Source organism: Microbacterium sp. (genome assembly GCF_046295495.1).
Lineage (GTDB): Bacteria > Actinomycetota > Actinomycetes > Actinomycetales > Microbacteriaceae > Microbacterium.
Map to the genome: position 1 here is coordinate 1 of NZ_JBKBNC010000039.1, position 24,019 is coordinate 24,019.

20 protein-coding genes are annotated in these 24,019 nt (G+C 73.6%); 8 read left to right on the forward strand and 12 right to left on the reverse strand.

Going from position 1 to position 24,019, the window contains the following annotated elements:
- Positions 1–27: 27 nt before the first annotated feature.
- Genes ACK4LS_RS12175 through ACK4LS_RS12185 form a run of 3 tightly spaced genes read right to left on the reverse strand, consistent with a single transcriptional unit; the run spans position 28 to position 3,617 of the window.
- Positions 28–1,029: a LacI family DNA-binding transcriptional regulator gene (locus ACK4LS_RS12175; RefSeq protein ID WP_409717480.1), complete on the reverse strand. Its 1,002-nt coding sequence runs from the start codon at positions 1,027–1,029 to the stop codon at positions 28–30.
- Between the two features lie 34 nt (positions 1,030–1,063).
- Positions 1,064–2,743 (reverse strand): glycoside hydrolase family 13 protein, encoded by a 1,680-nt coding sequence (locus ACK4LS_RS12180; RefSeq protein ID WP_409717482.1) that lies wholly within the window; start codon positions 2,741–2,743, stop codon positions 1,064–1,066.
- A gap of 34 nt (positions 2,744–2,777) precedes the next feature.
- Positions 2,778–3,617 carry a formate/nitrite transporter family protein gene (locus tag ACK4LS_RS12185; RefSeq protein ID WP_409717484.1) on the reverse strand — a complete coding sequence of 280 codons (840 nt, stop codon included), beginning with the start codon at positions 3,615–3,617 and terminating at the stop codon, positions 2,778–2,780.
- Between the two features lie 146 nt (positions 3,618–3,763).
- On the opposite strand from ACK4LS_RS12185, the gene ACK4LS_RS12190 reads away from it, so the two are divergent.
- On the forward strand, positions 3,764–4,288 hold the full coding sequence (locus tag ACK4LS_RS12190; RefSeq protein ID WP_409717486.1) for an adenine phosphoribosyltransferase: 525 nt from the start codon (positions 3,764–3,766) through the stop codon (positions 4,286–4,288).
- Between the two features lie 215 nt (positions 4,289–4,503).
- On the opposite strand, the gene hpxO is transcribed toward ACK4LS_RS12190, so the two are convergent.
- The 3 genes from hpxO to uraD form a co-directional block, all read right to left on the reverse strand.
- On the reverse strand, positions 4,504–5,688 hold the full coding sequence (gene hpxO / locus ACK4LS_RS12195; RefSeq protein ID WP_409717488.1) for an FAD-dependent urate hydroxylase HpxO: 1,185 nt from the start codon (positions 5,686–5,688) through the stop codon (positions 4,504–4,506).
- 8 nt (positions 5,689–5,696) lie between these two features.
- A complete protein-coding gene (gene uraH, locus ACK4LS_RS12200) occupies positions 5,697–6,017 on the reverse strand; it encodes a hydroxyisourate hydrolase (RefSeq protein WP_409717490.1) in 321 nt (106 codons plus the stop codon).
- 91 nt (positions 6,018–6,108) lie between these two features.
- Entirely contained in the window at positions 6,109–6,636 is a 528-nt protein-coding gene (gene uraD, locus ACK4LS_RS12205; protein WP_409717492.1) for a 2-oxo-4-hydroxy-4-carboxy-5-ureidoimidazoline decarboxylase, read from the reverse strand.
- A gap of 358 nt (positions 6,637–6,994) precedes the next feature.
- Here uraD and allB point away from each other — a divergent pair, with 358 nt between their 5' ends.
- From allB to ACK4LS_RS12235, 6 genes are all read left to right on the forward strand, one after another.
- Entirely contained in the window at positions 6,995–8,329 is a 1,335-nt protein-coding gene (gene allB / locus ACK4LS_RS12210; RefSeq protein ID WP_409717494.1) for an allantoinase AllB, read from the forward strand.
- Positions 8,330–8,373: 44 nt separating this feature from the next.
- Positions 8,374–9,501: an acetamidase/formamidase family protein gene (locus ACK4LS_RS12215; protein WP_409717496.1), complete on the forward strand. Its 1,128-nt coding sequence runs from the start codon at positions 8,374–8,376 to the stop codon at positions 9,499–9,501.
- A gap of 148 nt (positions 9,502–9,649) precedes the next feature.
- Positions 9,650–11,230, forward strand: a complete 1,581-nt coding sequence (locus tag ACK4LS_RS12220; protein ID WP_409717498.1) for an AtzH-like domain-containing protein — start codon at positions 9,650–9,652, stop codon at positions 11,228–11,230.
- On the forward strand, positions 11,230–12,462 hold the full coding sequence (locus ACK4LS_RS12225; protein ID WP_409717500.1) for a pyridoxal-phosphate-dependent aminotransferase family protein: 1,233 nt from the start codon (positions 11,230–11,232) through the stop codon (positions 12,460–12,462). The genes ACK4LS_RS12220 and ACK4LS_RS12225 overlap by 1 nt, the downstream gene beginning before the upstream one ends.
- A gap of 121 nt (positions 12,463–12,583) precedes the next feature.
- Positions 12,584–13,867 carry an allantoate amidohydrolase gene (locus ACK4LS_RS12230; RefSeq protein ID WP_409717502.1) on the forward strand — a complete coding sequence of 428 codons (1,284 nt, stop codon included), beginning with the start codon at positions 12,584–12,586 and terminating at the stop codon, positions 13,865–13,867.
- 62 nt (positions 13,868–13,929) lie between these two features.
- Positions 13,930–14,787, forward strand: a complete 858-nt coding sequence (locus tag ACK4LS_RS12235; RefSeq protein ID WP_409717504.1) for a PhzF family phenazine biosynthesis protein — start codon at positions 13,930–13,932, stop codon at positions 14,785–14,787.
- A gap of 89 nt (positions 14,788–14,876) precedes the next feature.
- Here ACK4LS_RS12235 and ACK4LS_RS12240 read toward each other — a convergent pair whose 3' ends face one another.
- The 3 genes from ACK4LS_RS12240 to ACK4LS_RS12250 form a co-directional block, all read right to left on the reverse strand.
- Positions 14,877–17,768 (reverse strand): molybdopterin-dependent oxidoreductase, encoded by a 2,892-nt coding sequence (locus ACK4LS_RS12240; protein WP_409717506.1) that lies wholly within the window; start codon positions 17,766–17,768, stop codon positions 14,877–14,879.
- A gap of 145 nt (positions 17,769–17,913) precedes the next feature.
- The gene (locus ACK4LS_RS12245; protein ID WP_409717518.1) at positions 17,914–18,747 is read right to left on the reverse strand and encodes an FAD binding domain-containing protein; all 834 of its coding nucleotides are present in this window, start codon (positions 18,745–18,747) and stop codon (positions 17,914–17,916) included.
- 2 nt (positions 18,748–18,749) lie between these two features.
- Complete coding sequence (locus ACK4LS_RS12250; RefSeq protein ID WP_409717508.1) at positions 18,750–19,364, reverse strand: pyridoxal 5'-phosphate synthase; 615 nt, start codon at positions 19,362–19,364, stop codon at positions 18,750–18,752.
- Positions 19,365–19,473: 109 nt separating this feature from the next.
- Here ACK4LS_RS12250 and ACK4LS_RS12255 point away from each other — a divergent pair, with 109 nt between their 5' ends.
- Positions 19,474–20,496, forward strand: coding sequence for a methylenetetrahydrofolate reductase C-terminal domain-containing protein (locus tag ACK4LS_RS12255; RefSeq protein WP_409717510.1), 1,023 nt, complete (start codon positions 19,474–19,476; stop codon positions 20,494–20,496).
- A 35-nt stretch (positions 20,497–20,531) separates the two neighbouring features.
- Here ACK4LS_RS12255 and ACK4LS_RS12260 read toward each other — a convergent pair whose 3' ends face one another.
- The 3 genes from ACK4LS_RS12260 to ACK4LS_RS12270 form a co-directional block, all read right to left on the reverse strand.
- Positions 20,532–21,248, reverse strand: coding sequence for a GNAT family N-acetyltransferase (locus ACK4LS_RS12260; RefSeq protein WP_409717512.1), 717 nt, complete (start codon positions 21,246–21,248; stop codon positions 20,532–20,534).
- Between the two features lie 62 nt (positions 21,249–21,310).
- Positions 21,311–22,201 carry an alpha/beta fold hydrolase gene (locus ACK4LS_RS12265; RefSeq protein WP_409717514.1) on the reverse strand — a complete coding sequence of 297 codons (891 nt, stop codon included), beginning with the start codon at positions 22,199–22,201 and terminating at the stop codon, positions 21,311–21,313.
- 252 nt (positions 22,202–22,453) lie between these two features.
- Complete coding sequence (locus tag ACK4LS_RS12270) at positions 22,454–23,758, reverse strand: M20/M25/M40 family metallo-hydrolase (RefSeq protein ID WP_409717516.1); 1,305 nt, start codon at positions 23,756–23,758, stop codon at positions 22,454–22,456.
- Positions 23,759–24,019: the final 261 nt, after the last annotated feature.

Below are 24,019 nucleotides of genomic sequence, written 5' to 3' on the forward strand. Positions count from 1 at the left end.
GGCCCGCCCCGCCCGCCCCGCGCCGGCTCAGGCGGGCGGGGGAGCCGTCGAGCCGCGGTCGACGAGCTCGAACGGCAGCGTGCCCCGGCCGGGCGCGGGCTCGGCTCCGTCGAGTTCGGCGAGCACGGCTTCGGCCGCACGGTCGCCCTGACCGCGGGCGAACTGGTCGATGGTGGTGAGGCCGAACCAGCGGCCGAGCTCGTGGCCGTCGACGCCGATGATCGAGACGTCCTCGGGCACCCGCAGTCCCCGTTCGCGCGCGGCGAGGATCGCGCCGATCGCCATCTCGTCGGATGCCGCGAACAACGCCGTCGGCGCGTCGGGCGCCGAGAGGGCGCGCGCCGCCGCCGCCGAACCGCCCTCGATGGTGAAGTCGGCGGGTTCGAACCGCGCGCCGGTCACCCCGGCCTCGGCGAGCACCTCCTCGAAGCCCCGGCGACGCAGCCCGGGCACGGTGGATCCGGCGTCGGTCGCGGCATCCGCCCCGATGTGCGTCAGGCGGCGATGACCGAGGTCGAGCAGGTGCGAGGTCGCGAGTCGCCCCACGGCCAGGTCGTCGACCGTCAGGGTGGTGAGCAGGGGGTTGGGCCCGGCGATCGCGACGATCGGCACGCCGAGGCCGCGCAGCGATGCCGACTCCTCGGCATCCAGTTCGAGGGCGATCGTGATGACCGCGTCGATGCGGCGGCGGCGCAGGTGGTCGTCGAAGACGCGACGGCGCTCGCCGGGGTCGGCGCTCACGCTGTACAGGGTGATGTCGTACCCGCGGCGCACCAGGGCGTCGGAGATACCGGCGAGCACCGTGCTGAAGAACCACCGGTCGAGGAACGGCACCACCACACCCACCGCCCGCGCGCGTCCGGTCGCCAGGCTCGACGCGGCGGCCGACACGACGTAGCCCAGTCGCTCGGCCGCGGTGCGCACGCGGTCACGGGTCGCGGTCGACACCGGACCGCGCCCGCTCAGTGCACGCGAGACCGTGGCCGTCGACACCCCCGCCGCGCGGGCGACGTCGTCGATACCGACCACGGTCTCGTGTGCTCTCGAGGAAGGATGCCGCGGCTCAGGCCGCCGCGATCCAGACGGTCGTGTCGGTCGGCAGGCGCTCGCCGTCGAGGGGGCCGCTCGCGACCAGCACTTCGCCCGCGGGCAGCTCGACCGCGTCGTCGCCGAGGTTCGCGACGACCAGCAGCGAGCCGTTGCGGAACGCCACGACGTCGTCTGCGTACCCGTCGAGCCACTCGAGGTCGCCGGCACCGAGGTCGCGCGCGCGACGCTCGGCCAGCAGTGCGCGGTAGAGCGTCAGCGTGGACGAGGGGTCGTCGACCTGCTGGTCGAACGCGAGCTCCGCCCATGCGGCGGGCTGGGGCAGCCACGAGGCGCCGGTGTCGTTGAAGCCGTACGCGGGCGCGTCGGCGGTCCAGGGCAGGGGCACGCGGCATCCGTCGCGGCCGTAGCGCTCGCCGTTCGTGCGGAACCACGTCGGGTCTTGACGCGCGTCGTCGGGCAGGTCGATGACCTCGGGCAGGCCCAACTCCTCGCCCTGGTAGAGGTACGACGAGCCCGGGAGCGCGAGCATGAGCGAGGTCGCGGCGCGCGCACGGCGCAGACCCTTCACGGGGTCGGGCTTGCCGGGTGACTTCGGGCCGATGCCGGCGCCCTGCGGGTTCTCGGCCGTCAGCGCGAGGCGCGAGGCGTGGCGCACGACGTCGTGGTTCGACAGCACCCAGGTGCTGGGGGCGCCGACGGCGCCGTATTCGGCGAGCGACTCCGCGATCACGTCGCGCAGGGCCGCGGCATCCCAGCTCGTCTCGAGGTAGTGGAAGTTGAACGCCTGGTGCATCTCGTCGGGGCGCACCCACAGGGCGGTCTGCTTCACCGTGGGCAGCCACGCCTCGGCGCAGAGCGCGCGATCGCCGTCGTACGCGGCGAGCACCTCGTGCCATTCGCGCCACACCTCGTGCACGCCCGGCTGGCCCCAGTACGGCACCTCTTCGGCGTCGCCGCCCATCGAGCCGCCCTCGGGGTCGGGGGTGAAGTCGGGCAGGCCATCGGCCTTGATCAGGCCGTGCGCGACGTCGACGCGGAAGCCGTCGACCCCGCGGTCGAGCCAGAACCGCAGCACGTCGCGGAACTCCGCGCGCACCTCTTCGTTGGTCCAGTCGAAGTCGGGCTGGCTCTCGTCGAAGATGTGCAGGTACCACTGGCCGGGGGTGCCGTCGGCCTCGGTCACGCGCTTCCACATACCGCCGCCGAACACGCTCTCCCAGTTGTTCGGGGGCAGCTCGCCGTTCTCGCCCGTACCGTCGCGGAAGATGTAGCGCGCGCGCTCGGGGCTCCCGGGCGCCGCCTTCAGGGCCTCCTGGAACCACACGTGCTGATCGCTGGAGTGGTTGGGCACGAGGTCGACGATGACCCGGATGCCGCGCTCGTGCGCGCCCGCGAGCATCGCGTCGAAGTCGGCGAGGGTGCCGAAGATCGGGTCGACGTCGCGGTAGTCGGCGACGTCGTAGCCCGCGTCCTTCTGCGGCGAGGTCTGGAAGGGGCTGAGCCAGATGGCATCCACCCCCAGATCGCGCAGGTCGTCGAGGTGCGCCGTGACGCCGGGCAGGTCGCCCAGGCCGTCGCCGGAGGCGTCGGCGAAGGAGCGGGGGTAGATCTGGTAGATGACGGCGGTGCGCCACCATTCCGAGCCGGGTGCCGAAGCCAGATCGGCGCGCGCGTCTTCCTGCGTGAAAGTCATGGCGTCCACGTTAGTGCAAGCGCTTGCAGGGCGGTCAATCCCCGGCGACGTCGCCGCGGGACGAGGCGTTGCGGCCGCGTCGACGTTGATCGAAGAGTTCCTTCGTGCGCAGCAGGCGCAGCGCGGTGACCAGCAGGAGGCCGCCGAGCACGTTGAACAGCAGGGTGTAGCCGAACCAGCCCAGCCACTGCAGGTAGGTGATGTCGGCACCCGACTGGATCGCGCCGAAGATGAGCAGCGAGTCCAGGATCGAGTGGAACAGCTGCAGCCCCGCCAGGAGGAACCCGCCGATGACGGTCGCGACGATGCGCGCCGGCACCGACTCGGTGCCCTGCTGCATGCGCGTCATCAGCGTGATCGTGCTGCCGCCCAGCACGGCCAGAACGATGCTCTGCAGCCCGAAGGGGGCCTCGACGTAGTGGTGTGCGGACTCCGCGATGGTGTCGTGCCACTCGGGGAAGGCGGTGATGAGCAGCCACATGATCACCCAGCCGCCGGCGAGGTTCGCGACGAGGGTCCCGCCCCACAGCCGTGCCAGCTGACCGATCGTGCCCTCGCGGGCGACGAGCGCGGCGATCGGCATGAGGAAGTTCTCGGTGAACAACTCGCTGTGGGCCAGGAGGAGGGCGATCAGCCCCATGCTGAACGCCAGTCCCGCGAGAAGGTGGTCTCCGGTCTGGTGCAGCACCGCGATGTATGCGGCGACGCCGAGGCCCACCTCGAGGCCGCCGAAGAACCCCGTGATCAGGACGATTCGCCAGGGGCGTTGCAGTCGCTCGGCGCCCTCGCTGACCGTCGCGTCGAACGACTCGGCGAGCTCGTCTTCGACGACCTCGTCCTTGGATCCGACTTCCCGTCGGCGGTCGTCGCTCACTCGGGGCTCTGTCGCGTGGTCATGCCTCACCATCGGCGGATCGGGCGTGACCGCACAACCCCGTGGACGATCGCGGGCGGACGTGCTCGGAGCGAGGGGGCCTCGCTGCCGTGGGCGCGGTCGGGGAGCGCGATTAGGCTGGGGCGGTGCCCGACGCCATCGCTCTCGACCGCGCTGAATCCCTCATCACGAGCATCCCCGACTATCCGAAGCCCGGGATCGTCTTCCGCGACATCACGCCGCTGCTGACGGATGCCGCGGCCCTGCGTACCGTCGTCGAGGCGCTCATCGAGCCCTTCGCCGGTCGATTCGACGCCGTCGCCGGCGTCGAGGCGCGCGGATTCCTGCTCGCCGGTGCGGCCGCGATGGCGGCGGACGTGGGGCTGATGCCCATCCGCAAGGCGGGCAAACTGCCGCGTCCCGCGGCGTCGATGTCGTACGACCTCGAGTACGGCTCGGCCCGGATCGAGATGCACGACGACAACGCCGCGGGAGCCCGGGTGCTGCTGCTCGACGACGTGCTCGCCACCGGCGGCACGTTGCGAGCAGGTCGCGATCTGCTGCGGGCGGTGGGCAGCGAGGTCGTGGGCATCGCGACGCTGCTCGAAATCGACGGCCTCGGCGGCCGCGACGTGCTCGGCGACGGGGTGCACGCGGTCTTCCACGTCTGACGCCGGCCGCGGCGGCGGTTTCCGCTCGCCGTCACCCTGTTCCGGCGGCCCCCCCGGGTCCGTCGCGCTCCGCGGTCAGGCCGGGTGTGCCGGACTCCGGAGATCTCGAGCCCGGACGCGTGAGAGGCCGCGCGATTCCGCGGGCGCTGAGCGCCCGGCATCCGGGATCTCCGGAGTCGTGCACGCCCCGGCGCCGCCCCCGCCCCTCGCCCGCGTCAGCCCAGGACGCTCGCGCCCAGCTCGACAGGGCTTCCCTCGATGTTGCCGACGATGCCGCGGATGACGCCCGTGCCGTCTTCCCGGCGGAGGCCGTCGTACCAGGCCTGCGTGGCCTCGACGTCGAACGCGTGCGTCTCGTGTGCGCGCTTGCGGGCGCGCAGCACGAGGTCGCCCGCCCGCTCGGTGCGGATGCGCTCGTAGCGCGTGAGCGAGTCCTCGACGCCGAGCGTGGACGTGGCGAAGACGATGCCGAGCGCGAAGCTGTCCTCCAGGGCCGAGCACGCGCCCTGGCCGATGTCGGGGGCGGTGTTGTGGGCGGCGTCGCCGAGGATCGCCACGCGCCCGCGCACCCAGGTGTCGAAGGGGTCGATGTCCCAGATCTCCACGCGGTTCAGCGACTCGTCGGGGTCGATGCCGTCGAGCAGCGCCCGCACCCCGGGGGCACCCCACGCGCCGAACGCGTGCTCGAGCGCGGCCATGCGGTCCTCCACCACGCCCGAGGGGCCGGGTACGTCGACGAAGAAGTAGAAGCGGTCGCCGGCGACGGGCATGACGGCGCAGCGCTTGCCGTCTGCGACGTAGGTCGTCCACTGATCCAGCGGCCCGATCCGCTCGTCGGCCGCGACGAGGCCGTTGTAGTTGACGTACCCCGAGTAGCGGCGTTCGGGCCGGATGCCGGTGGGCTCGGTGACGTAGTCGCGCACGAGCGAGCGCGCGCCGTCGGCGCCGATCAGCAGATCGGCGGTGTCGGTCGAGCCGTCGGCGAAGGTGGCCGTGACCGTCTCGCCGTCGTCGGCGACGGCGACCAGCTGTCGGCCGAGGTGGATGCGGTCGAGGCCGACGGCATCCATCATCAGCGCCTGCAGGTCGGCGCGGGCGACGGGGTAGGGGCGCTGCCCGGTCTGAGCGGTGACGGGGGCGAGGCTGAAGCGACAGAGCTCGTCGCCCGTGTGCCCGTCGTAGTAGGCCATGTCGTCCATACGGCCGCCGAGGGCGGCGACCTGTGGGCCGAGCCCGAGCCAGTTCAGGACCTTGACACCGTTCGACCACAGCGAGAGCGCCGCGCCGACGGGGCGGTTCTCGCGCATGCGGTCGTAGACCACGACCTCGTGGCCCAGCTTCTGCAGGGCGAGGGCCGCGGAGGTTCCGCCGACACCGGCGCCGATGACGATGACCTTCATGACACTCCTCAGCTGCCGCGGTAGGTCGAGTAGGCGAAGGGGCTCAGCAGCAGCGGCACGTGCAGGTGGGCCCCGCCCGAGACGGTGAAGGCGACGGTGGCGACCGGGTGGAACGAGGCGACGCCCCGGGGGCGGAAGTACACCCCGGTCGCGAACGTCAGGGCGTAGTCGCCGTCGGCGAGGCGCTCGGGGCCGAGGGCGAGGCGGCCGTCGACGTCGGTCTCGGCCGCCGCGATGATCGCGCCGTCGAGGTGGGCCAGCGTCACCGCGACGCCGGCCGCGGGCGTGCCGGCCATGGCATCCAGCACGTGGGTGGTGAGGTGCGTCATCGCGCGACTCCTCGGGTGGTGGTCAGGGCGGCGGCTCCTCGGGCGCAGCCCCGTGCGACGGGTGCGCAGCAGGGAGCGGGGGTGCGGCGCGTCATTCCGCGGGCTCCGGTTCGGCGGGGGCGTCGTCGGCGAAGGTGGTGCGCAGGCGCAGCAGGGCGATCTCGGCGAGCTGCCGCGTCGCCTCGATCGTCTCGGCGTCGGGATCGTTGCCGAGGCGCCGTTCGAGCTCGGCGCGCATCTCGCCCGGTGTGCGGCCGGCGGCGCGGATGAGGAACACGCGCCCGAAGCGCTCCTCGTACGCGGCGTTCCCGGCGGCGATCGCGGCGACGTCGTCGTCGGCGGCGGATGCCATGGAGCCCTGCTCGCGACGGGATGCCGCGGCCTCCGCGTTCTCGCCGGCGACTTTCGCGCCGATGCGGGGGTGGGCGTGCAGCGCTGCGGCGAGGTCATCCGGCGACCAGGCGGCGGCGAGGTCGCCGGCGTAGGAGGCGAGGGCGTCGACGTCGGCGTAGGGGCGGCCGGCGATGAGGGCGTCGACCCAGCCCGGGACGTCGGCCCAGACGCGGGCGACCGCCGCGGCCTCGGCGGGTGAGTCCGCGTTGAAGTGGTGCAGGTGCATGGCCGCCAGGTTAGGCGGCGCGCGTTACGGGGCTGTGGCCCGATGTGTCGGCGATGTTGCTGTGGGGAACATTCGGCGGCGGCGATGGCTCGACGCGCGGCGCGTGGGGTGGCCGCGGGCGCGTGGGGTGGCCGCGGGACGAGGCCGGCCGCTCTGAGGACAGGGGATCGTTCGAGAACAGGTCGATCGCGGGCGGCTCCGTCCTGTTCTGGCGGGAACGCCCGTTCTCGCGAACGCGGCCGTTCCCCAACGCCCCCGCGGGGGCACGGTTCCTCCCCAGGCGACGAATCGCGAGGTGTTCGCATGAATGTTGATGACGGTTACATTCGCGAAACGCGGGGCCCTTAGCGTGATCGACATGAGCACTCGGATCGCCGCCCGTCGGGTCTATCTCGACGGCGCCTTCGCGCCCGCCACCGTCGTGATCGACGACGGCCTCATCGCCGCGATCGAGGCGTTCGACGCCAGCGCCGACACCGTCCTGCCGCAAGACGCGACGCTGCTGCCCGGACTCGTCGACTCCCACGTGCATTTCGACGAACCGGGTCGTACCGAGTGGGAGGGCTTCGCCACCGGCACGGCCGCCGCGGCGGCCGGAGGGGTCACGACGGTCGTCGACATGCCCCTGAACAGCGTGCCGGTCACCACCACCGTCGAGGCCCTGGATGCCAAGCGCGCGGCATCCCGCGGAAAGCTCGCCGTCGACGTCGCGTACTGGGGCGGGGCCGTGCCCGAGAACCTCGGGTCGCTGCGCGCGCTCGCCGACGCCGGCGTGGTCGGATTCAAGTGCTTCCTCTCGCCCAGCGGCATCGAGGAGTTCGGTCATCTCGACGCCGACCAGCTCGAGCGGTGCCTCGCCGAGCTCGCGGAGTTCGACGGGCTTCTGATCGTGCACGCCGAGGACCCCGCCCACCTGCACGCCGACGGAGCCCTCGGCCCGCGCTATCGCGACTTCGAGCGGAGCCGGCCCCCGCTCAGCGAGCGCGCCGCGATCGAGCGGGTCATCGGGGCCGCCCGTCGCACCGGAGCCCGGGCGCACATCGTGCACGTGTCCGACGGCGGGGCGCTCGACGCCGTGCGGGCGGCGAAGGCCGAGGGCGTGCGCCTGACCGTCGAGACGTGTCCGCACTACCTCACGCTCGACGCCGAGCGGGTGCCCGACGGCGCGGCCGCGTTCAAGTGCTGCCCGCCCATCCGCGGCGGGATCAACCGCGACCTGCTGTGGGCGGGGGTCGTCGACGGCACGATCGACGCGATCGTCAGCGACCACTCGCCCGCGACGGTCGATCTCAAGAGCAACCCCGACTTCGGCCTCGCGTGGGGTGGAATCGCGGGTCTGCAGACCGGCCTGTCGGCCGTGCACACGACGGCACGCGAGCGGGGTCTGGCCTTCGAGACCCTGCTGCCGCTGCTGACGACCGGCCCCGCGCGCATCGCCGGCCTCACCGGTCTCGGCGTCATCGAGCCGGGCGCCCCCGCGCACCTGGTCGCCTTCGCGCCCGACGAGGAGTTCACGGTGGATGCCACCCACCTCGAGTACCGCAACCCGGTCTCGCCGTGGCACGGAGCGACCCTGACGGGGGTCGTTCGGGAGACCTGGCTGCGCGGCGTCTCGACCTACCGGCGTGGGGCGTCGGTGACCGAGCGTGAGGGGCGCGAGATCCTGCGCGCGGCCGCGGCGGTGCAGGCGTGACTGCCGTGACGGGGGTTCCCGGGCCTGTCGGCGGAACCGGACCCGTGCCCATCCTCCAGCCCGGCGTCGGACCGATCCCCGGCGATCACTACGTCGCCGCCACTCCCGCGACGGTGCTGTGGGGGCGCCTCCCGTGCGCGACCGACGTGGCCGTGCTCGAGATCGCCTCGGGCGAGAGCGTCACCTTCGACACGGTCAGCCACGAGGGCATCCTCGACGACCAGGGCAAAGACCCCCGCGCCTACTTCGCGGCCCACGGGGTTGCCGCCGAGGAGGTGCTCGACGACGCCGTCGAGATCGCGGCATCCGTCGCCCGAGACCCTTTCTCCGACGGACCGCACGTGGTGGTCGGGCCCGTGCACGTGCGCGGAGCCCACCCCGGCGACCTGCTCAAGATCACCGTCGAGACCCTCGCGCCGCGCGTGCCCTACGGCGTCATCTCGAACCGCCACGGCAAGGGCGCCCTGGTCGGAGAGCTTCCCCGCGGCGAGGACAACGTCAGCGTCTTCGCGGCGGTGTCGGAGCGCGACGGCGTGCTGCACGGCACCCTCCCGATCGTCGAGGGTGCCGACCCGGTGGTCGCGTTCCCGCTGGCGCCGTTCCTGGGCACGATGGGCGTGGCCGTGGCCGCCGAGGAACGGCCGCACTCCGTCCCGCCGGGTCCGCACGGCGGCAACATCGACATCAACCTCCTCGTCGAGGGAACGACCCTGTTCCTGCCGGTGCAGGTCGAGGGCGCGCTCGCCTACGTCGGCGACCCGCATTTCGCCCAGGGCGACGGCGAGGTGGCGCTCACCGCCCTCGAGGCCTCGCTCCGCGCCACGCTGCGATTCGAGGTCATCCCCGCGGATGCCGCCCGCGCGGCGTTCGGCGAGGTCACCGGTCCGCTGGTGCGCACGCCCGAGTACCTCGTGCCGACCGGCATGGACCTCGACCTCGACGCGGCGATGCGCGCGTGCGTGCGTGCCTCCCTGGCGCTCATCGAGGGTCGGTGGGGCATGGCCGAGCACCTCGCCTACGCCTACCTGAGCGCCGCGACCGACTTCGACATCTCGCAGGTCGTCGACATCGTCTCGGGTGTGCACGCGCGCATCCGCGAGGCGGACTTCGCGGGCGTCGCCGCCGTCGAGCCCGAAGCCCTGGCATCCGACCCCGAGGGAGACGCATCGTGACCCCCGCCCTGGCCGCCGCCCTCGCCCGCGTCGAGGCCCCCGCGCGTCCGAATCCCGTTCGAGTGTCCACGACGCGCCGCATGACGGGGCGACGTCTCGGCGTGTTCCGGACGCTCGACGGACGCCGGTCGCGGGGGGAGGAGAAGCGATGACGGATGCCATCCCCGACGACCTCCGCGCGGCGTTCGACGCCTACGAGAGCGCGATCGTCGCGAACGACCTCGACGCGCTGGACGCGTTCTTCGCTCCCGGGCCCGACACGCTCCGCGGCGACACCGCCGGTCTGCTGGTGGGGCACGACGCGATCAGCGGCTTCCGCGCGCTGCGCGGCGGCGTTCCGCCCCGCGACATCAGCGAGCTGCACTACCGCCCCCTCGGCGACGACGTGGCCCTGCTGATGTCGGTCTCGGCCTTCCGCGGGGGAGGCCGCGGGCTGCAGACGCAGGTGTGGCAGCGGATCGACGGACGCTGGCTCATCACCGCCGCCCACGTCACCCCGCGCACCCCCGCCCTCGACCGCACGATCTGGCGCAGCGTCGGCGATCCCTTCCTCCAGGGCGCCTGGGAGGGGCCGCTCGAAGGACTCACCGTCGCGGTGAAAGACCTCTTCGCCATCGCGGGCTACCGCATCGGCGCCGGCAATCCGACCTACCTCGAACAGGCCCGGCCCGAGAAGGCCACGGCTCCCGCGGTCGCCGACCTCCTGCGGGGTGGGGCGTCGCTGCGCGGGATCGCCCGTACCGACGAGTTCGCCTACTCGATCGCCGGAGACAACGCGCACTACGGCACCCCGCCCAACGGGGCCGTCGTCGGAGCCCTGCCGGGAGGGTCGTCGAGCGGACCGGCCTCCGCCGTCGCCCTCGGCCACGCCGACATCGGCCTCGCGACCGACACGGCCGGTTCCATCCGGGTGCCCGCCTCGTACCAGGGACTGTGGGGGCTCCGCACGACCCACGACCTCGTACCGCGCCAGGGCATGCTGCCGCTCGCGCAGTCGTTCGACACGATCGGATGGCTCACGCGCGACGGCGAGACCCTCGAGCGCGTGGCCGACTGGTGCCTCAGCTACGACGGGTCGGCCTCGACCGAGAACGTCCACGGCGCATCGGGCGCCGGCCTCCCCTGGCGTTTCCTCGTGCCCGAAGAGATCCTCGACTGTGTCGACGCCCCCACCCGCGAGACCTTCTCGAAGCTGCTGGCCGCCCTGGCGGCATCCGACGATCCGCCGCCCTTCCGGGCCGTGCACGCGGGCGACCTGGATGCCGCGTTCACCGCGTTCCGCACGGTGCAGGGCGCCGAGGCGTGGCGCAACGACGGAGAGTGGATGCGCGCGCACCCCGGCGCCGTGGGCGCCGCCGTCGCGGAGCGCTTCCGCGTCGCCGCGCAGATCACCGCCGACCAGGAGCGCGCCGCCCGCGCCGCCCTCGAACCGATCGCCGCCGACCTCGCCGATCTCGTCGACGACGCCGTGCTCATCTTCCCCACGGTGCCGGGACCCGCGCCGCTGCGCACCGCCGACGTCGACGCCGTCCGCGCCGCGACCCTGCGCATGACCGCTCCCGCCGCGATCGCCGGGCTCCCCGCCGTGTCGGTGCCGTTGCTGAGCGTCGAGGGGGCGCCCGTCGGCGTCTGCCTCGTATCGCGCGCGGGCACCGACCTCGCCCTCGTCCGCCTCGCCCGTCGCCTGGCCGCCCTCGTCGTCGCCCCGCCCCACCCCACGGAGTCCTGATGTCCCACCTTCCCGGCCCGATCGATCCGCCCCCGCGCCTGCTCATGGGCCCGGGCCCCATCTCGGCCTACCCCAGCGTGCTGCGCGCGATGGGGGCGCCGCTGGTGGGGCAGTACGACCCCTTCATGACCGCGACGATGACCGAGACGCAGCACCTCTACCGCCAGGTCTGGGCGACCGAGAACGACGCCACCCTCCTTGTCGACGGCACGAGCCGCGCGGGCATCGAAGCGGCGATCCTCTCCCTCGTGCGCCCCGGCGATCGCGTGCTCGTCCCCGTGTTCGGCCGCTTCGGTCACCTGCTCGCCGAGATCGCGGAGCGCGCCCTCGCCGAGGTGCACACGATCGAGGTGCCGTGGGGCCAGGTGTTCCCGGTCTCGACGATCCGCGAGGCGATCGAACGTGTGAAGCCGCATCTCGTCGCGTGCGTGCAGGGCGACACGTCGACGACGATGCTCCAGCCGCTCGACGAGATCGGCGAGATCTGCCGCGCCCACGGCGCCCTTTCCTACACCGACGCGACGGCCTCGCTCGGCGGGAACCCGTTCGAGATGGACGCCTGGGGACTGGATGCCGCGACCGCGGGCCTGCAGAAGTGCCTCGGCGGCCCCTCCGGCTCGGCGCCCCTCAGTCTCTCCGACCGCGCCGTCGAGGTGGTGCGCTCGCGCGCCCGCGTCGAGGCCGGCATCCGCGAGGAGGGCGACGCCTCGGCATCCGACTTCATCCGTTCGAACTACTTCGATCTCGCGATGATCCTCGACTATTGGGGACCGCGGCGCCTGAACCACCACACCGAGGCGACCACGATGCTCTACGGCGCGCGCGAGTGCGCGCGCGTGCTGCTGCTCGAGGGCCGGGATGCCGTGATCGAGCGACACCGGCTGCACGGCGACGCGATGCTCGCGGGCGTCGAGGGCCTCGGCCTCACGGTCTTCGGCGACGTCGCGCACAAGATGACCAACGTCGTCGCGGTGGAGATCCCCGAGGGGGTGGTCGGCGACGCGGTGCGGAGCGAACTCCTGAGCGACTTCGGCATCGAGATCGGCACCTCGTTCGGTCCCCTGCACGGCCGCGTCTGGCGCATCGGGACGATGGGGTACAACGCCCGGAAGGATGCCGTGCTCACCACGCTCGCGGCGCTCGAGGCGGTGCTGCGCCGTCACGGCGCCGCGGTGGCCGCGGGCGGGGGAGTGGAGGCGGCGCAGGGCCTGTACGCCGGAGCCGGATCGTGATCGCCTCCGCACGCGTGTCAGCCACCGTGGCAGCCGCTCGTCTCGTGCTCGCCTCCGCTTCCGCGCCGCCTTCCGCCGCGCCCGTCGGCACCCGCGGTCCCGCCGAGCGGCGAGGCCCCGCATGACCCTCGCGACCCGCCTGCAGGTCGCTCCGGAGCGCCTCGCGGCCGCGGCCCGCCGCGTGATGGGCCGATGCGAAGAACTCGCCCGCGTCACCGCGACCCCCGGGAGCATCACGCGCGTCTACCTCTCGCCCGAGCACGCCCGAGTCAACCGCCTCGCCGCCGAGTGGATGCGCGAGCTCGGCATGACGACCCGGCAGGATGCCGCGGGCAACCAGGTCGGGCGGCTCGCCCCGGTCGACGCTCCCGACGCCCCTGCGCTGCTGCTGGGCTCGCACCTCGACACCGTCCCCGACGCCGGACGCTTTGACGGCATCGTCGGGGTGCTGATGGCGCTCGAGATCGTCCGGCTGCTGCGGAACGTCGACGCCGAGGGGGCGGCATCCAGTCCCTTCCCGTTCGCGCTCGAGGTCATCGCGTTCAGTGACGAGGAGGGGACGCGGTTCGGCAAAGCCCTGCTGGGGTCGTCGGCGGTGGCCGGACAGTGGGATGCCGCGTGGTGGGACCTCGCCGACGCCGACGGCGCCACTCTGCGGGAGGCCTTCCGCGAGTTCGGTCTCGACCCCGGTCGCATCGGCGAGGCCGCGCGCCGGCCCGAGGAACTCGTCGCCTACCTCGAGGCGCACATCGAGCAGGGGCCCGAGCTGCACCGCAGCGGGCAGGCGCTCGCCGCGGTGTCGTCGATCGCGTCGGCCCGGCGCTTCCAGCTCGTCGTCGAGGGGGAGGCCCGGCACGCCGGCGGCACGCCGTACGATATGCGACGCGACGCGCTGCTGGGTGCGAGCGAGGCGGCTCTCGCGGTCGAGCGGATCTGCCGCGGCGAGCACCACGTCATCGGCACGGTCGGCCGGCTCGAGGCCTTCCCGGGCGCCGTGAACGTCGTGCCCGGAGAGGCGCACTTCTCGCTCGACCTGCGCGGCGAGTTCGACGACACGCGCGACCACACCTGGCACGAGATCTCGAACGAGCTCGACGCGATCATGGGGCGCCGCGGCCTGCGCTGGCGCGCCCGCGAGGTGCACAGCGCCCCCGCGGTGTTCTGCGCGCCGCTGCTGCAGGACGTCGTGCGTGCGGGCATCGGCGCGGAGGCCCCGACGTTGTTCAGCCGCGCCGGGCACGACGCGATGTCGATCGGCGCGATCACCGGCGTCGGCATGCTGTTCCTGCGCAACCCCGACGGCATCAGCCACCATCCAGACGAGACCGTGGCCGGCGCCGACGTCGAGGCGGGAATCCGCGCCCTCGCCGAGGCGGTGCTGCACCTCGCGGCCGAGCCGCGCTGACGAGGCCACCGGATGAACGGTGGACACGGGGGCGACGCCGGTTCAGGGGGGAGAATTCCGATATGACCGAGACCCCCGGCATCCTGCAGTTGCTCGCCTTCGCCGCCGAGCCCGGCGGCGGCAACCCGGCCGGAGTGGTCCTGGATGCCACGGCCCTCGATGACGCGCAGATGCAGCGCATCGCGGCCGACCTGGGCCACCCCGAGACGGCCTTCGTGGGTCGCCGCGACGGCCGCCGCGCGGCGGTGCGCTACTTCTCGCCCGGGGCCGAGGTCCCCTTCTGCGGGCACGCCACCATCGCCACGGCCATCGCGCTCGCCGAGGCGGAGGGCCCCGGTCCCTTCACGTTCGATACCGCGGCCGGCGTCGTCGAGGTCTCGACCGACCGCGACGCAGAGGGGCGCGTGAGTGCCGGGTTCACCAGTGTCGAGCCGTACACGATCGACCTCGAACCCGACGTCGGCGACCGGCTCCTCGGCATCCTGGGTCTTCGCCGCGACGATCTCGACGAGCGGATGCCGCTGGCGCAGACCTTCGCCGGCAACCTGCACCCCGTGGTGGCGATCGCCGCGCGCGAGCGCTTCGACAGGTTCGGGTTCGACCCCGCCGCCCTTCGTGCCCTGATGGACGAGCGCGGATGGAAGGGGACGGTCATCACGGTGCACATCGCCGGCGACCTCGCTGGCGGTCTCGTCGCCGAGGCCCGCAACCTCTTCCCGGTCGGCGACATCACCGAGGACCCCGCCACCGGTTCCGCCGCGGCCTCCCTCGGCGCTTACCTGCGCGATCGGCTCGGCCTCGCCGCCCCGTTCGCGTTCACCGTGCGACAGGGCGAGCACATCGGCCGCCCCAGCATCCTGCAGGTCGAGGTGCCGGCGTCCGGCGGCATCCTGGTGCGGGGGACCGCGACGCCTCTCTGACCGCCGGGCCAGGGCAGATCCCCTCGTCCGGGGCGCGAGAGCAGCCCCGACCCCGCACTCGGTCCCGAACCTGGACGCCCCGGGCGCGCTCACTCCCCGCCCGCGAGCCTCCACACCCGATCCCGCGAGAACGGCAGCTCGTACCCGCGCCGACCGATCGCACGCGACACGGCGTTGCCGATCGCCGCGCCCACCGGGTTGTAGGGCGACTCGCTCATCGATTTCGCGCCGAAGGGCCCGAGCGTGTCGTCGGTCTCGGCGAAGTACACCTCGGTGTCGGGCACGTCGGCGAACTGCGGAACGCGGTAGGTGCGGAACACCGGGTTCTGCACCACGCCGTCCTCGAGCAGCACCTCTTCGTACAGCGCCCCGCCGAGCGCCTGCGCCGCGCCCCCCTCGATCTGCCCGCGGCACTGCGCGGGGTTGATGACCACTCCGGCGTCCGCCGACTGCACCGACTGCAGCACCTTCACGGTCCCCGTCTCGGGGTCCACCGCCACGCGCGCCGCATGCACGTTGAAGGCGAGCGAGCGCAGATCGCCGAACTCCGCGCCGTCGGCCGTGAGTCCCTCGGCGGGATCGTCCGCTCCGGTGGCGACGATCCGCGCCCAGGAGACGACCTCGGCTCCCACCCGGATTCCGGATGCCAGGAACTGCACCTCGTCCCTCCCGGATGCCGCGGGCCCGGCGTAGGGGATCGACGACCGGGCGCCTGACCCGACGGCGGATGCCATGACCGCACGCTCCGCGGCATCCCCGGTCGCGAGTTCCACGGCGATGTCGACCATCCGACGCCGCAGTGCGGTGCACGCGCCGTAGAGCGCCTTGCCCGCGACCACCGTTCCGGCCGAGGCGAACGCCCCCGTGTCGTGACGCACGGCGTCGGTGTCGGCGGCCCACAGCTCGAGGCGGTCGAGCGGGGCGTCGAGCACCGTGGCGGCGATCTGCCGGTGCACGGTCGAGGTGCCGTTGCCGAACTCGGCGGTGCCCACGCGCAGCAGGTAGGTGCCGTCGGCGCGCAGGGTCGCGGTGGTGTGCGCGATGTGCCCGCGCGGCGCCATCGTGGCGATCATGGCCGCGGCCATCCCCTCGCCGACGAGCCACCCCTCGGGAGCCTCGACGCCGTTGCCGCGGCGCAGCGCGTCTTGCGCGAGATCGAGGCACTGGTCGAGACCGTAGCTGCCCCAGATCAGGTCTTCCTCGTACTTCTCGTCGTCGTCGGGGTGCAGGGCGTCGCCCTCGCGCACCGCGTTGATCCGGCGCAGATCGAACGGGTCGATCCCCAGTTCGAGAGCGAGGGCGTCCATCGCCGACTCGACGGCGAACACCACCTGCCCCAGCCCGTACCCGCGGAACGCGCCCGACGGCGGGTTGTTCGTGTAGACCGCCTCCGCGTCGATCCATTTCGTCGGCACCCGGTACAGAGTCGTCGACTCGGCGCACGAGTGGAACAGCACGCCGATCGCGTGGTTGCCGTAGGCGCCGGTGTCGCTCAGCACGTCGAGCTTCATCGCGGTGAGGGTGCCGTCGGCATCCGCTCCCAGCGTGGTGCGCACGCGCATCGGATGCCGCAGCGAGGCGCGTACGAATTGGTCGGTGCGCGAGAACTCGTACGCCACCGGACGCCCCAGCGTCAGCACGGCCAGAGCCGTGAGGTCTTCGGTGAACAGCTCCTGCTTTCCGCCGAAGCCGCCGCCGACGCGGGTCGCGTACACGCGCACGCGGTCGCGCTCGAGACCGAAGACGTGCGCGAGTTCGTTACGCGCGAGGAACGGCACCTGCGTCGACGAGCGGATGACGAGCCGCCCCTCGTCGTCGAGCCAGCCCACCGCGCCGTGCGTCTCGAGAGCGGCGTGGGTCACGCGGGAGGAGCGCCACTCGCCGGTCACCGTGGCGTGGCTCGCGGCGAGGGCCGCGTCGACGTCGCCGCCGTGGCCGGTGTGGAAGCCCGCGACCACGTTGCGCTCGGCCGCCATCACGCGCTCCTGGGGCGTGCGGTCGGGGTGCAGCAGCGGGGCTCCCGGGCGTCGCGCCTCCTCGGGGTCGAACACCGCGGGCAGCACCTCGTAGTCGATGCGCACGGCTCGGCAGCCGGCATCCGCCGCCTCCGCCGTCTCGGCCACGACCGCCACCACCCGCTGGCCCACGTGACGCACGACGTCGTCGAGCATGCGGGTGTCGTCGGGGTCGTCGGTGCGGTGCTCGTGGCGGCCGGTGGAGTAGCGCACGTCGGGCACGTCGGCGTGGGTGAACACGGCGACCACGCCGGGGACGGCGAGGGCGGCCGCGGTGTCGATCGCCAGGACGCGCGCGTGCGCGTGCGGAGACGTCACCACCCGCAGCACGAGCGGGGGGCCGCCCGGCACGGGCTCGTCGAACGTGAACGGCTCGCGGCCCTGCACGATGCGCCGCGCCGCCTCGGGCACCGTCGAGCTGCCGATGCGCCCGGTCGCGGGAACGGGGGATGCCGCGCCCTCGGCGCCATGGCCGCTGCAGGTGCCGGCGCAGGCCTCGGCGGGGGACGCGGCGGCGCCGGTTTCGCGCACGGGCCCGAGCACCGACGCCCGGATGGCCTCGCGGATCGGGCGGTAGCCGGTGCACCGGCAGAGGTTTCCCTTCATCCGCCGGTCGAGATCGCCGAGGTCGTCGGGTGTCAGCGTCGAGGCCGTCACGCTCATGCCGGGCGTGCAGAACCCGCACTGGAAGCCGAAGCCGGTGGCGAGGGCCTCCTGCACCGGGTGCAGATCGTCGCCCGGGGCGAGGCCGGCGGCCGTGGTGATCGCGCGTCCGTCCAGCCGCATGGCCGGGATGATGCACGAGTGCGTCGGCGCGTCGTCGAGCAGAACCGAGCACGCGCCGCAGTCGCCCGCGTCGCAGCCCTTCTTCACCTCGACGTGGCCCGTCTCACGCAGCAGTGTGCGGGCGCTCTGGCCCGGCCTCGGATGGGCCTCGACGGCGGACCCGTTGACGTGGAACTTCACTCGGTGTCCTCCTGCGGGACGTGTGCCGCGGAGCGCCTGTGCCGCGCTCCGGAGAAAGCTAACCGAAGCGCGGCGGCGGGGTGCGCATCACGCGTCGCGCGGTCCACAACTCCGGAGCGCGGGACGGCGACGAAGGACGCGGCGCTCACGCGGCGCCCTCGTGCGCGGCGCGAACGAACCCGGCGCGCAGCCGCTCCGCCAGCACGACGCTCACGCCGCGGCGCCAGTCGGCGCTGCCGAGCGGGTCGGTGTAGAAGTCGGTCGCACCGGCCACGGCATCCCGCAGCTCGCCCGCTCCCGGCACGCGCGCGAAGCGCAGCACGCGGGGACGGCGCACGGCCGCCGTCACGACGAACACGCTCGAGCCGTCGGGGTCGACCCGGGCCGTGACCACGGCCCCCGACCGGCCCAGCTCGGCCAGGGCGATCTTGCGCAGCCCCACGCGCGAGGTCAGCGCGTGCGCCGGCACGTCGAGCGCGCGCACCACCTCGCCGGGCGCGAGGGAGGTCGCGGCGTTGTCGACGACGAGCTCGGCCACGGCGATGCGGCGCTCGCCGCCGTCGGGCGTCCACACCAGGGCCGTGGCATCCAGGGTCGACAGGAACGCGATCATCGCCCCGGCCGCGAAGGCCTGGCAGACGTTGCCGCCGACGGTGGCGGTGTTCCAGATCTTGAACGACGCCAGCAGGGCGTCGGCGGCGGGGCGGGCGAGGGCCATCGAGGTCCAGGCCGCGGGTGCCTCGCGTTCGGCCCAGGCGAGCAGGCGCGCGATCGTGCAGGTCGCGCCGATGCGCAGGCCCTCGGCGGTGATCTCGACGTCGGGCCAACCGAGCGTGGTGAGGTCGACGAAGCCGGTGGTGCGGGGCTGCGGCTCGCTCATCAGCCAGGTGCCGCCCGCGATCACCACCTCGCCGGGGGCGAGGGCGAGGTCGGCGCGCGAGCGCGCGAAGCGGTAGGAGTCCACGGTGGTGATGTCCATGCTCAACCCGCCAGGATCCGGCCCGACCAGTGCCCGTCGGTCAGCGCGTACTGCTGGCGCGTGCTCTGGCCGAGGGCGTCACCGCGCCAGAACGTGAGCGTCACCGGTCGCACGCGGAAGCCCACCCAGCGCTCCGGTGGGTCGAGCTCGGGATGCGCGGCGTCGAACTCCGCCCACAGGTGCCGGCGGTCGGCCGTGGCGAGGTGGGCGTTCTCGTGCGTGTTCAGCCAGGCCAGCAGCTGCAGGTAGCGCGAGCGCTGCCGGTACACGGCCGCCGCCTCCTCGGCGCTCACGCGCTCGACGATCCCGCGCACGACCAGCTGCCGCCCCACCTCGGGCCAGGCGACCGACATCGCCGCGACCGGGTTCCCCGCGATCTCGGCGACCTTCGCGCTCGCGGCGTCGGTGTGGAAGTACACGCCCGAGAAATCGCGGTCGCTCACGAGCACGTGGCGCAGCGACGGGAGTCCGTCGCGGCCCGTCGTCGCCAGCGCCGCCAGGGGACGCAGCTCGCTGTCGTGCGGCGGGAGCCAGCGCACCATCAGGTCGAGCGGGTCGGCGACGAGCGCGTCGACGTCGTCGACGTCGGAACCGAACGTGGTGCCGGCCGTGATCATGGCGACCTCCGGGAGTCTCGCGGGTACCGACGAGGCTAGGCAGTGCGCATTTCCGCAATGTTGCCGCTATGAACATTCGCCGAAACACGCGCTTCGTACACTCCCCGCCATGACCTCGTTGCCGCTGATCGCCGCGTGCCCCAAGACCATGGAGTACGGCCCGTGCGGGGGCGTCGGCCTCGACGGCTCGTGCGAGATCGACCCCACCCACCGGTGCGCGTTCCTGCACCGCCCGACCGTCCGGTGGACCGGTGTCGATCGCGGGACGCCGGTCGCGGTCGGCTCACGCACCTCCGCCGCAGCCGCGACCCTGCGCGAGCTCGGCACGAGACCATGGGTGGTCGCCGACCTCCCGGCGCGGGCGCTCAGCGTGGCATCCATCGACGCGTGCGCCGGGGTGCTGGCCGGAGAGGTGGATGCCGTCCTGGCCGGCGACGCGGGGAGCGCCCGGGTGCAGTTCCCCCCGGCCTACCGCGCGCACCTGCTGCAGCGGCGGGGGCTGCGCGTGTGGACCGGGCTGAACATGCGCGACCGCAACCGCGTGGCGATCGAGGGCGAGCTCGCGGCCCTCGCGGTCGAGGGGGTCGCCGGGGTGCATTGCGTCACGGGCGACCACACGCGCACCGGTCACCGCCCCGACGCGGTGCCCGTGTTCGACCTCGACTCCACCGAGGCCACCGCTCTCGCCCGCGCCGCGGGGCACGTCGTGTCGGTCGCGGCCTCACCGGCCGCCCCGCCGGTGGAACGGCGCGCGGCCCGCCTGCGCGAGAAGCTGCGCGCCGGCGCCGACGTGTGCTTCGTCAACCACGCCGGAGGAGCGGCGCCGGTGCGGCGCTTCATCGACGAGGTGGGCGACGGCATCCGCTTCCTCCCCTGCGTCCCCGTCGTGGTCGACCACGCCTCGGCCGATCTGCTCGAGTCGTTCACCACCCTCGTGCTCCCCGATGGGTTCCTCGCGCGGGTGCGCGGCGCGCGCGATCCCCGAGCCGAGGGCATCGCGCTCGCGGTCGCCCTGGCCGAGGAGATGCTGGCGCTGCCCGGCGTGGTCGGCGTGAACCTCTCCGGCGGTCGCGAGGGCGCCGAGGAGTCGTTCGCCGAGGCGCTCGCCGAGATCGCCCGCCGGGTGCGCTGACGTACCGGAGCGCCGCGTCGCCGGGCGGGGGCGGATTACGCCGGCGTCCGCACCGACGCGAAGGCGTTGCGACGGCGCAGTGCGAAGCCGAGGCGCTCGTACGCCGCGATCGCGTTGACGTTCGTCGCGGCGGCGTGCATCATCGCGCGGTCGCCGCGCTGCTGGATGTGGAACGCCACGTCGAGCACGAGGCGCGACGCGAGACCCTGGCGGCGGTGGTCGGCATCCACCGCGACCGCGCTGATCTCGGTCCAGCCGGTGGGGTGCAGGCGCTCGCCCGCCATGGCGACGAGCCGACCCTCGCGACGGATGCCGATGTACCGACCCAGCTCGTGGGTGCGGGGCCGGAACGGGCCCGGCTGGTTGCGCTCGACGATCGCGAGCATGTCGGCCGCGTCGTCGGCGCCGAGCTCGACCGCTTCGTCGTCGAGACGCGGGCGCAGGGCGGGGGTCTCGACCAGCTGCACGCCCTCGCCACCGCCCAGGAACTCCCATCCGGCGGGGATCTCGCCGTCGTAGCCCGACAGGCCCACGTCGGCTCCCGGGCCGACGAGGTCGCGGAGGGCGTCCCAGACGCCCGGGTCGTCCCACGTGCGCACCGCGACGAACGGCGCGACGTCGGCGGGGTAGCGGCGCACGAGGTCGCCGCCGATCGCGAACGAGGCATGGGGGCCGGCGAGGGAGTGCCATGCGGCGTTGTCGAGGACGGTGGCGTCGGCGTGCGGGATGTCGAGGGCGGGTGCGGAGGTCACCGGCTTACTCTGCGCCCGTTGCGGGGAGGGTGCAAACCGGGTGGTCTGCGCGCGCAATGGTGCTACCCGGCGTGGCCGGGGGGAGCCGGTCGCGGCGACACGGGCCGCGCGGTCGACCTCGGCTCGTCCGCACCGCCGACGGGCTCCCGGTCGCCCCGTGGCACCTCGACGGCGTCCTCCGGGGCGCCCGCCGGCACGGTCGCGCGCACGAACGCCCGCACGCGCGCGGCCGTCTCCGCCGCGGCCGTGAAGTGCACGAGGTGTCGGTGGCCCGCGATGGTCGTCTGCGTCCCGCTCGGCGCGCGTCGGCTCAGGCGCTGCGTCCATTCCTCCTGCGCGACGGGGTCGTTCGACCCCCGGATGACGAGCAGCGGCGCCCGCAGCTCCGCCACGCGCTCCTCGATCCGATAGCGCAGCATGTGACGCACCTGCCGGGCGTACCACCGCGGCCCGCACCGCACGTAGTCGGCGAAGACGAGGGCGTTGCCGTGCGGAGGTTCCAGCGCCGATTCGCGCGTGAGCAGCACCGCCTGGGTCACGGCACCGCGACGTTCGTCGTCGGTGACGGGCCCGACCGCCACGACGGCCGAAGCGAGGTCGGGGCGACGCACGGCGAGCTCCACCACCCACTGCGCACCCATGGAGTGGCCGTACAGCACCGCCCGGGAGATGCCGAGCCGGTCGAGGACGACGCCCAGCCCGTCGGCGACCTCCTGGATGCCGGGATTGCCGGTGGGCCGGGGGAGGCCGCCGAAGCCGGGGAGGTCGACCGAGTGCACCTCGGCATCCGTCGCCAGCTCGGCGTGAAGGCGTGCGAGGTAGCGGTGCGACATGCCGATGCCGTGCACCAGCACGTAGACGGGGGCGCCCGCTCGGCGGCTCGAGAACGAACGGAAGCGGAGCGCGCCCACCCGATGGTCCGCGGACACGGGACGCGGAGTGGATCGGGTCATTCCGTCACCGTAGGCGCGCGCGGGCCCATCGGGCCCGGGGGTTGCGCGGCGACGCCCCGCGCGCCGTCGGAGGTCGTCACCGCGCGCCCGCGGGTCGAGGAGCCGCCCCGGCTCCACCTCGACGGGGTGCTCGCGCTCCGTCAGCCGACGGAACCCGCCTTCTCGTGCGTCGCGTGGGCGCCGGGCATCTGCCGCTGTCCCTCACGACGCGTCGTGCGCAGCGGGCCGCAAGGAACGACGTGCCCGCTGTCGTCAGGCCTCGCGGAGGATGCGCGCGGTGACGCGGGTGCCGAAGTGCACGGCCTCGACGGGGACGCACTCGTCAGCGGCGTGGAACTGCCCGAACACGTCGAAGTCGGCGGGCACGCGCAGCGGCACGAAGCCGTACCCGCGGATGCCGAGACGGGCGAGGTGCTTGTTGTCGGTGCTGGCCGGCAGCAGGTAGGGCACCACCGTGCCGTGCGGGTCCTCCGCGGTGACGGCGGTCTGCACGACATCGACGAGCGGGGCGTCGACGGGGGACTCGATCGCGCTGATCATGCGGTCCCAGGCGATGTCGACGTCGGTGCCGACCAGGGCGCTGAGCTCGGCGCGCACGGCGTCGTCCTGCCCCGGCAGCACGCGGATGTCCACGCGCGCCGACGCCGTCGACGGGATGACGTTGGTCTTGCCGCCGGCGGTGAGCACCGTGGGCGAGACGGTGTTCCGCATCCCCGCGTCGATGAGCGAGGCCGCGAAACCCAGCGCGTCGAGCTCATCGCCGTCGACGACCCGCCCGCTCGCCCGCCCGTAGACCTCGAGGAAGCGCTCGAGGGTGGCCGTGCGCACCACCGGGAAGCGGTGGGCGCCGATGGCGGCGATCGCGCGCGCGAGACGCACGACGGCGTTGTCTGCGGTCGGCCGTGAGCCGTGGGCGGCGTGGCCTCGCGCGGTGAGGGTCGCCGAGGTCACGCCCTTCTCAGCGGTGGCGAGCAGGTATGCGCGGCGGTCGTCGGGGAGGGGGAGCGAGAACCCGCCCACCTCGCTGAGCGCCTCGGTCGCCCCCGCGAACAGCTCGGGTCGGTGCTCGACGAGCCACCGCGCGCCCCACACGCCCCCGGCCTCCTCGTCGGCGAAGAACGCGAAGATCAGGTCGCGGCGCGGCACGACCCCGTCGCGGCGGAACGCGCGGGCGATCGCGAGCAGCATCCCGGCGAAGTCCTTCATGTCGACCGCGCCGCGCCCGTACAGGATGCCGTCGTGGATCTCGGCCCCGAACGGCGGGTGCGTCCAGTTCTCGGCCTCGACGGGCACGACGTCGAGGTGGGCGTGGGCGACGAGGGCGCCGGCATCCGGATCCGACCCCGACAGGCGCGCGACGACGCTCGCCCGGCCCGGGCGCGGCTCGACGAGCACCGTCTCGTACCCGACCTCCTCGAGGCGTTCCTGCACGAAGCGGGCCGCGCGCGTCTCGCCGTCGCCGATCGTCGCGGCGTCGCCGGTGTTGACGCTGTCGATGCGGATGAGGGCGCGGACGAACTCCAGCGCTTCGACCTCCAGGGGCGAGACGGCGGTCACGGGTCAGACGGCCCGGTCGAACGCGGCGACGATGGCGGACGCCTCGGCCCGGGCGACCTTCGTGTCGGTCTCGTGGGCGGTGTGGGCGAAGTGGTCGGACATGTCTCTCCAGGTCGGGATGCGGGAACGATGCCTCGCCCCACCGTAGCCACCGCCCTCCCGCGCGCGCCGCCCGCCGTCACGCGCGGTCACACCCGGGCACCGGCCGCGACGCGGGCCGCCCGCCGTCACGCGCGGTCACACCCGGGCGCCGGGCGCGAC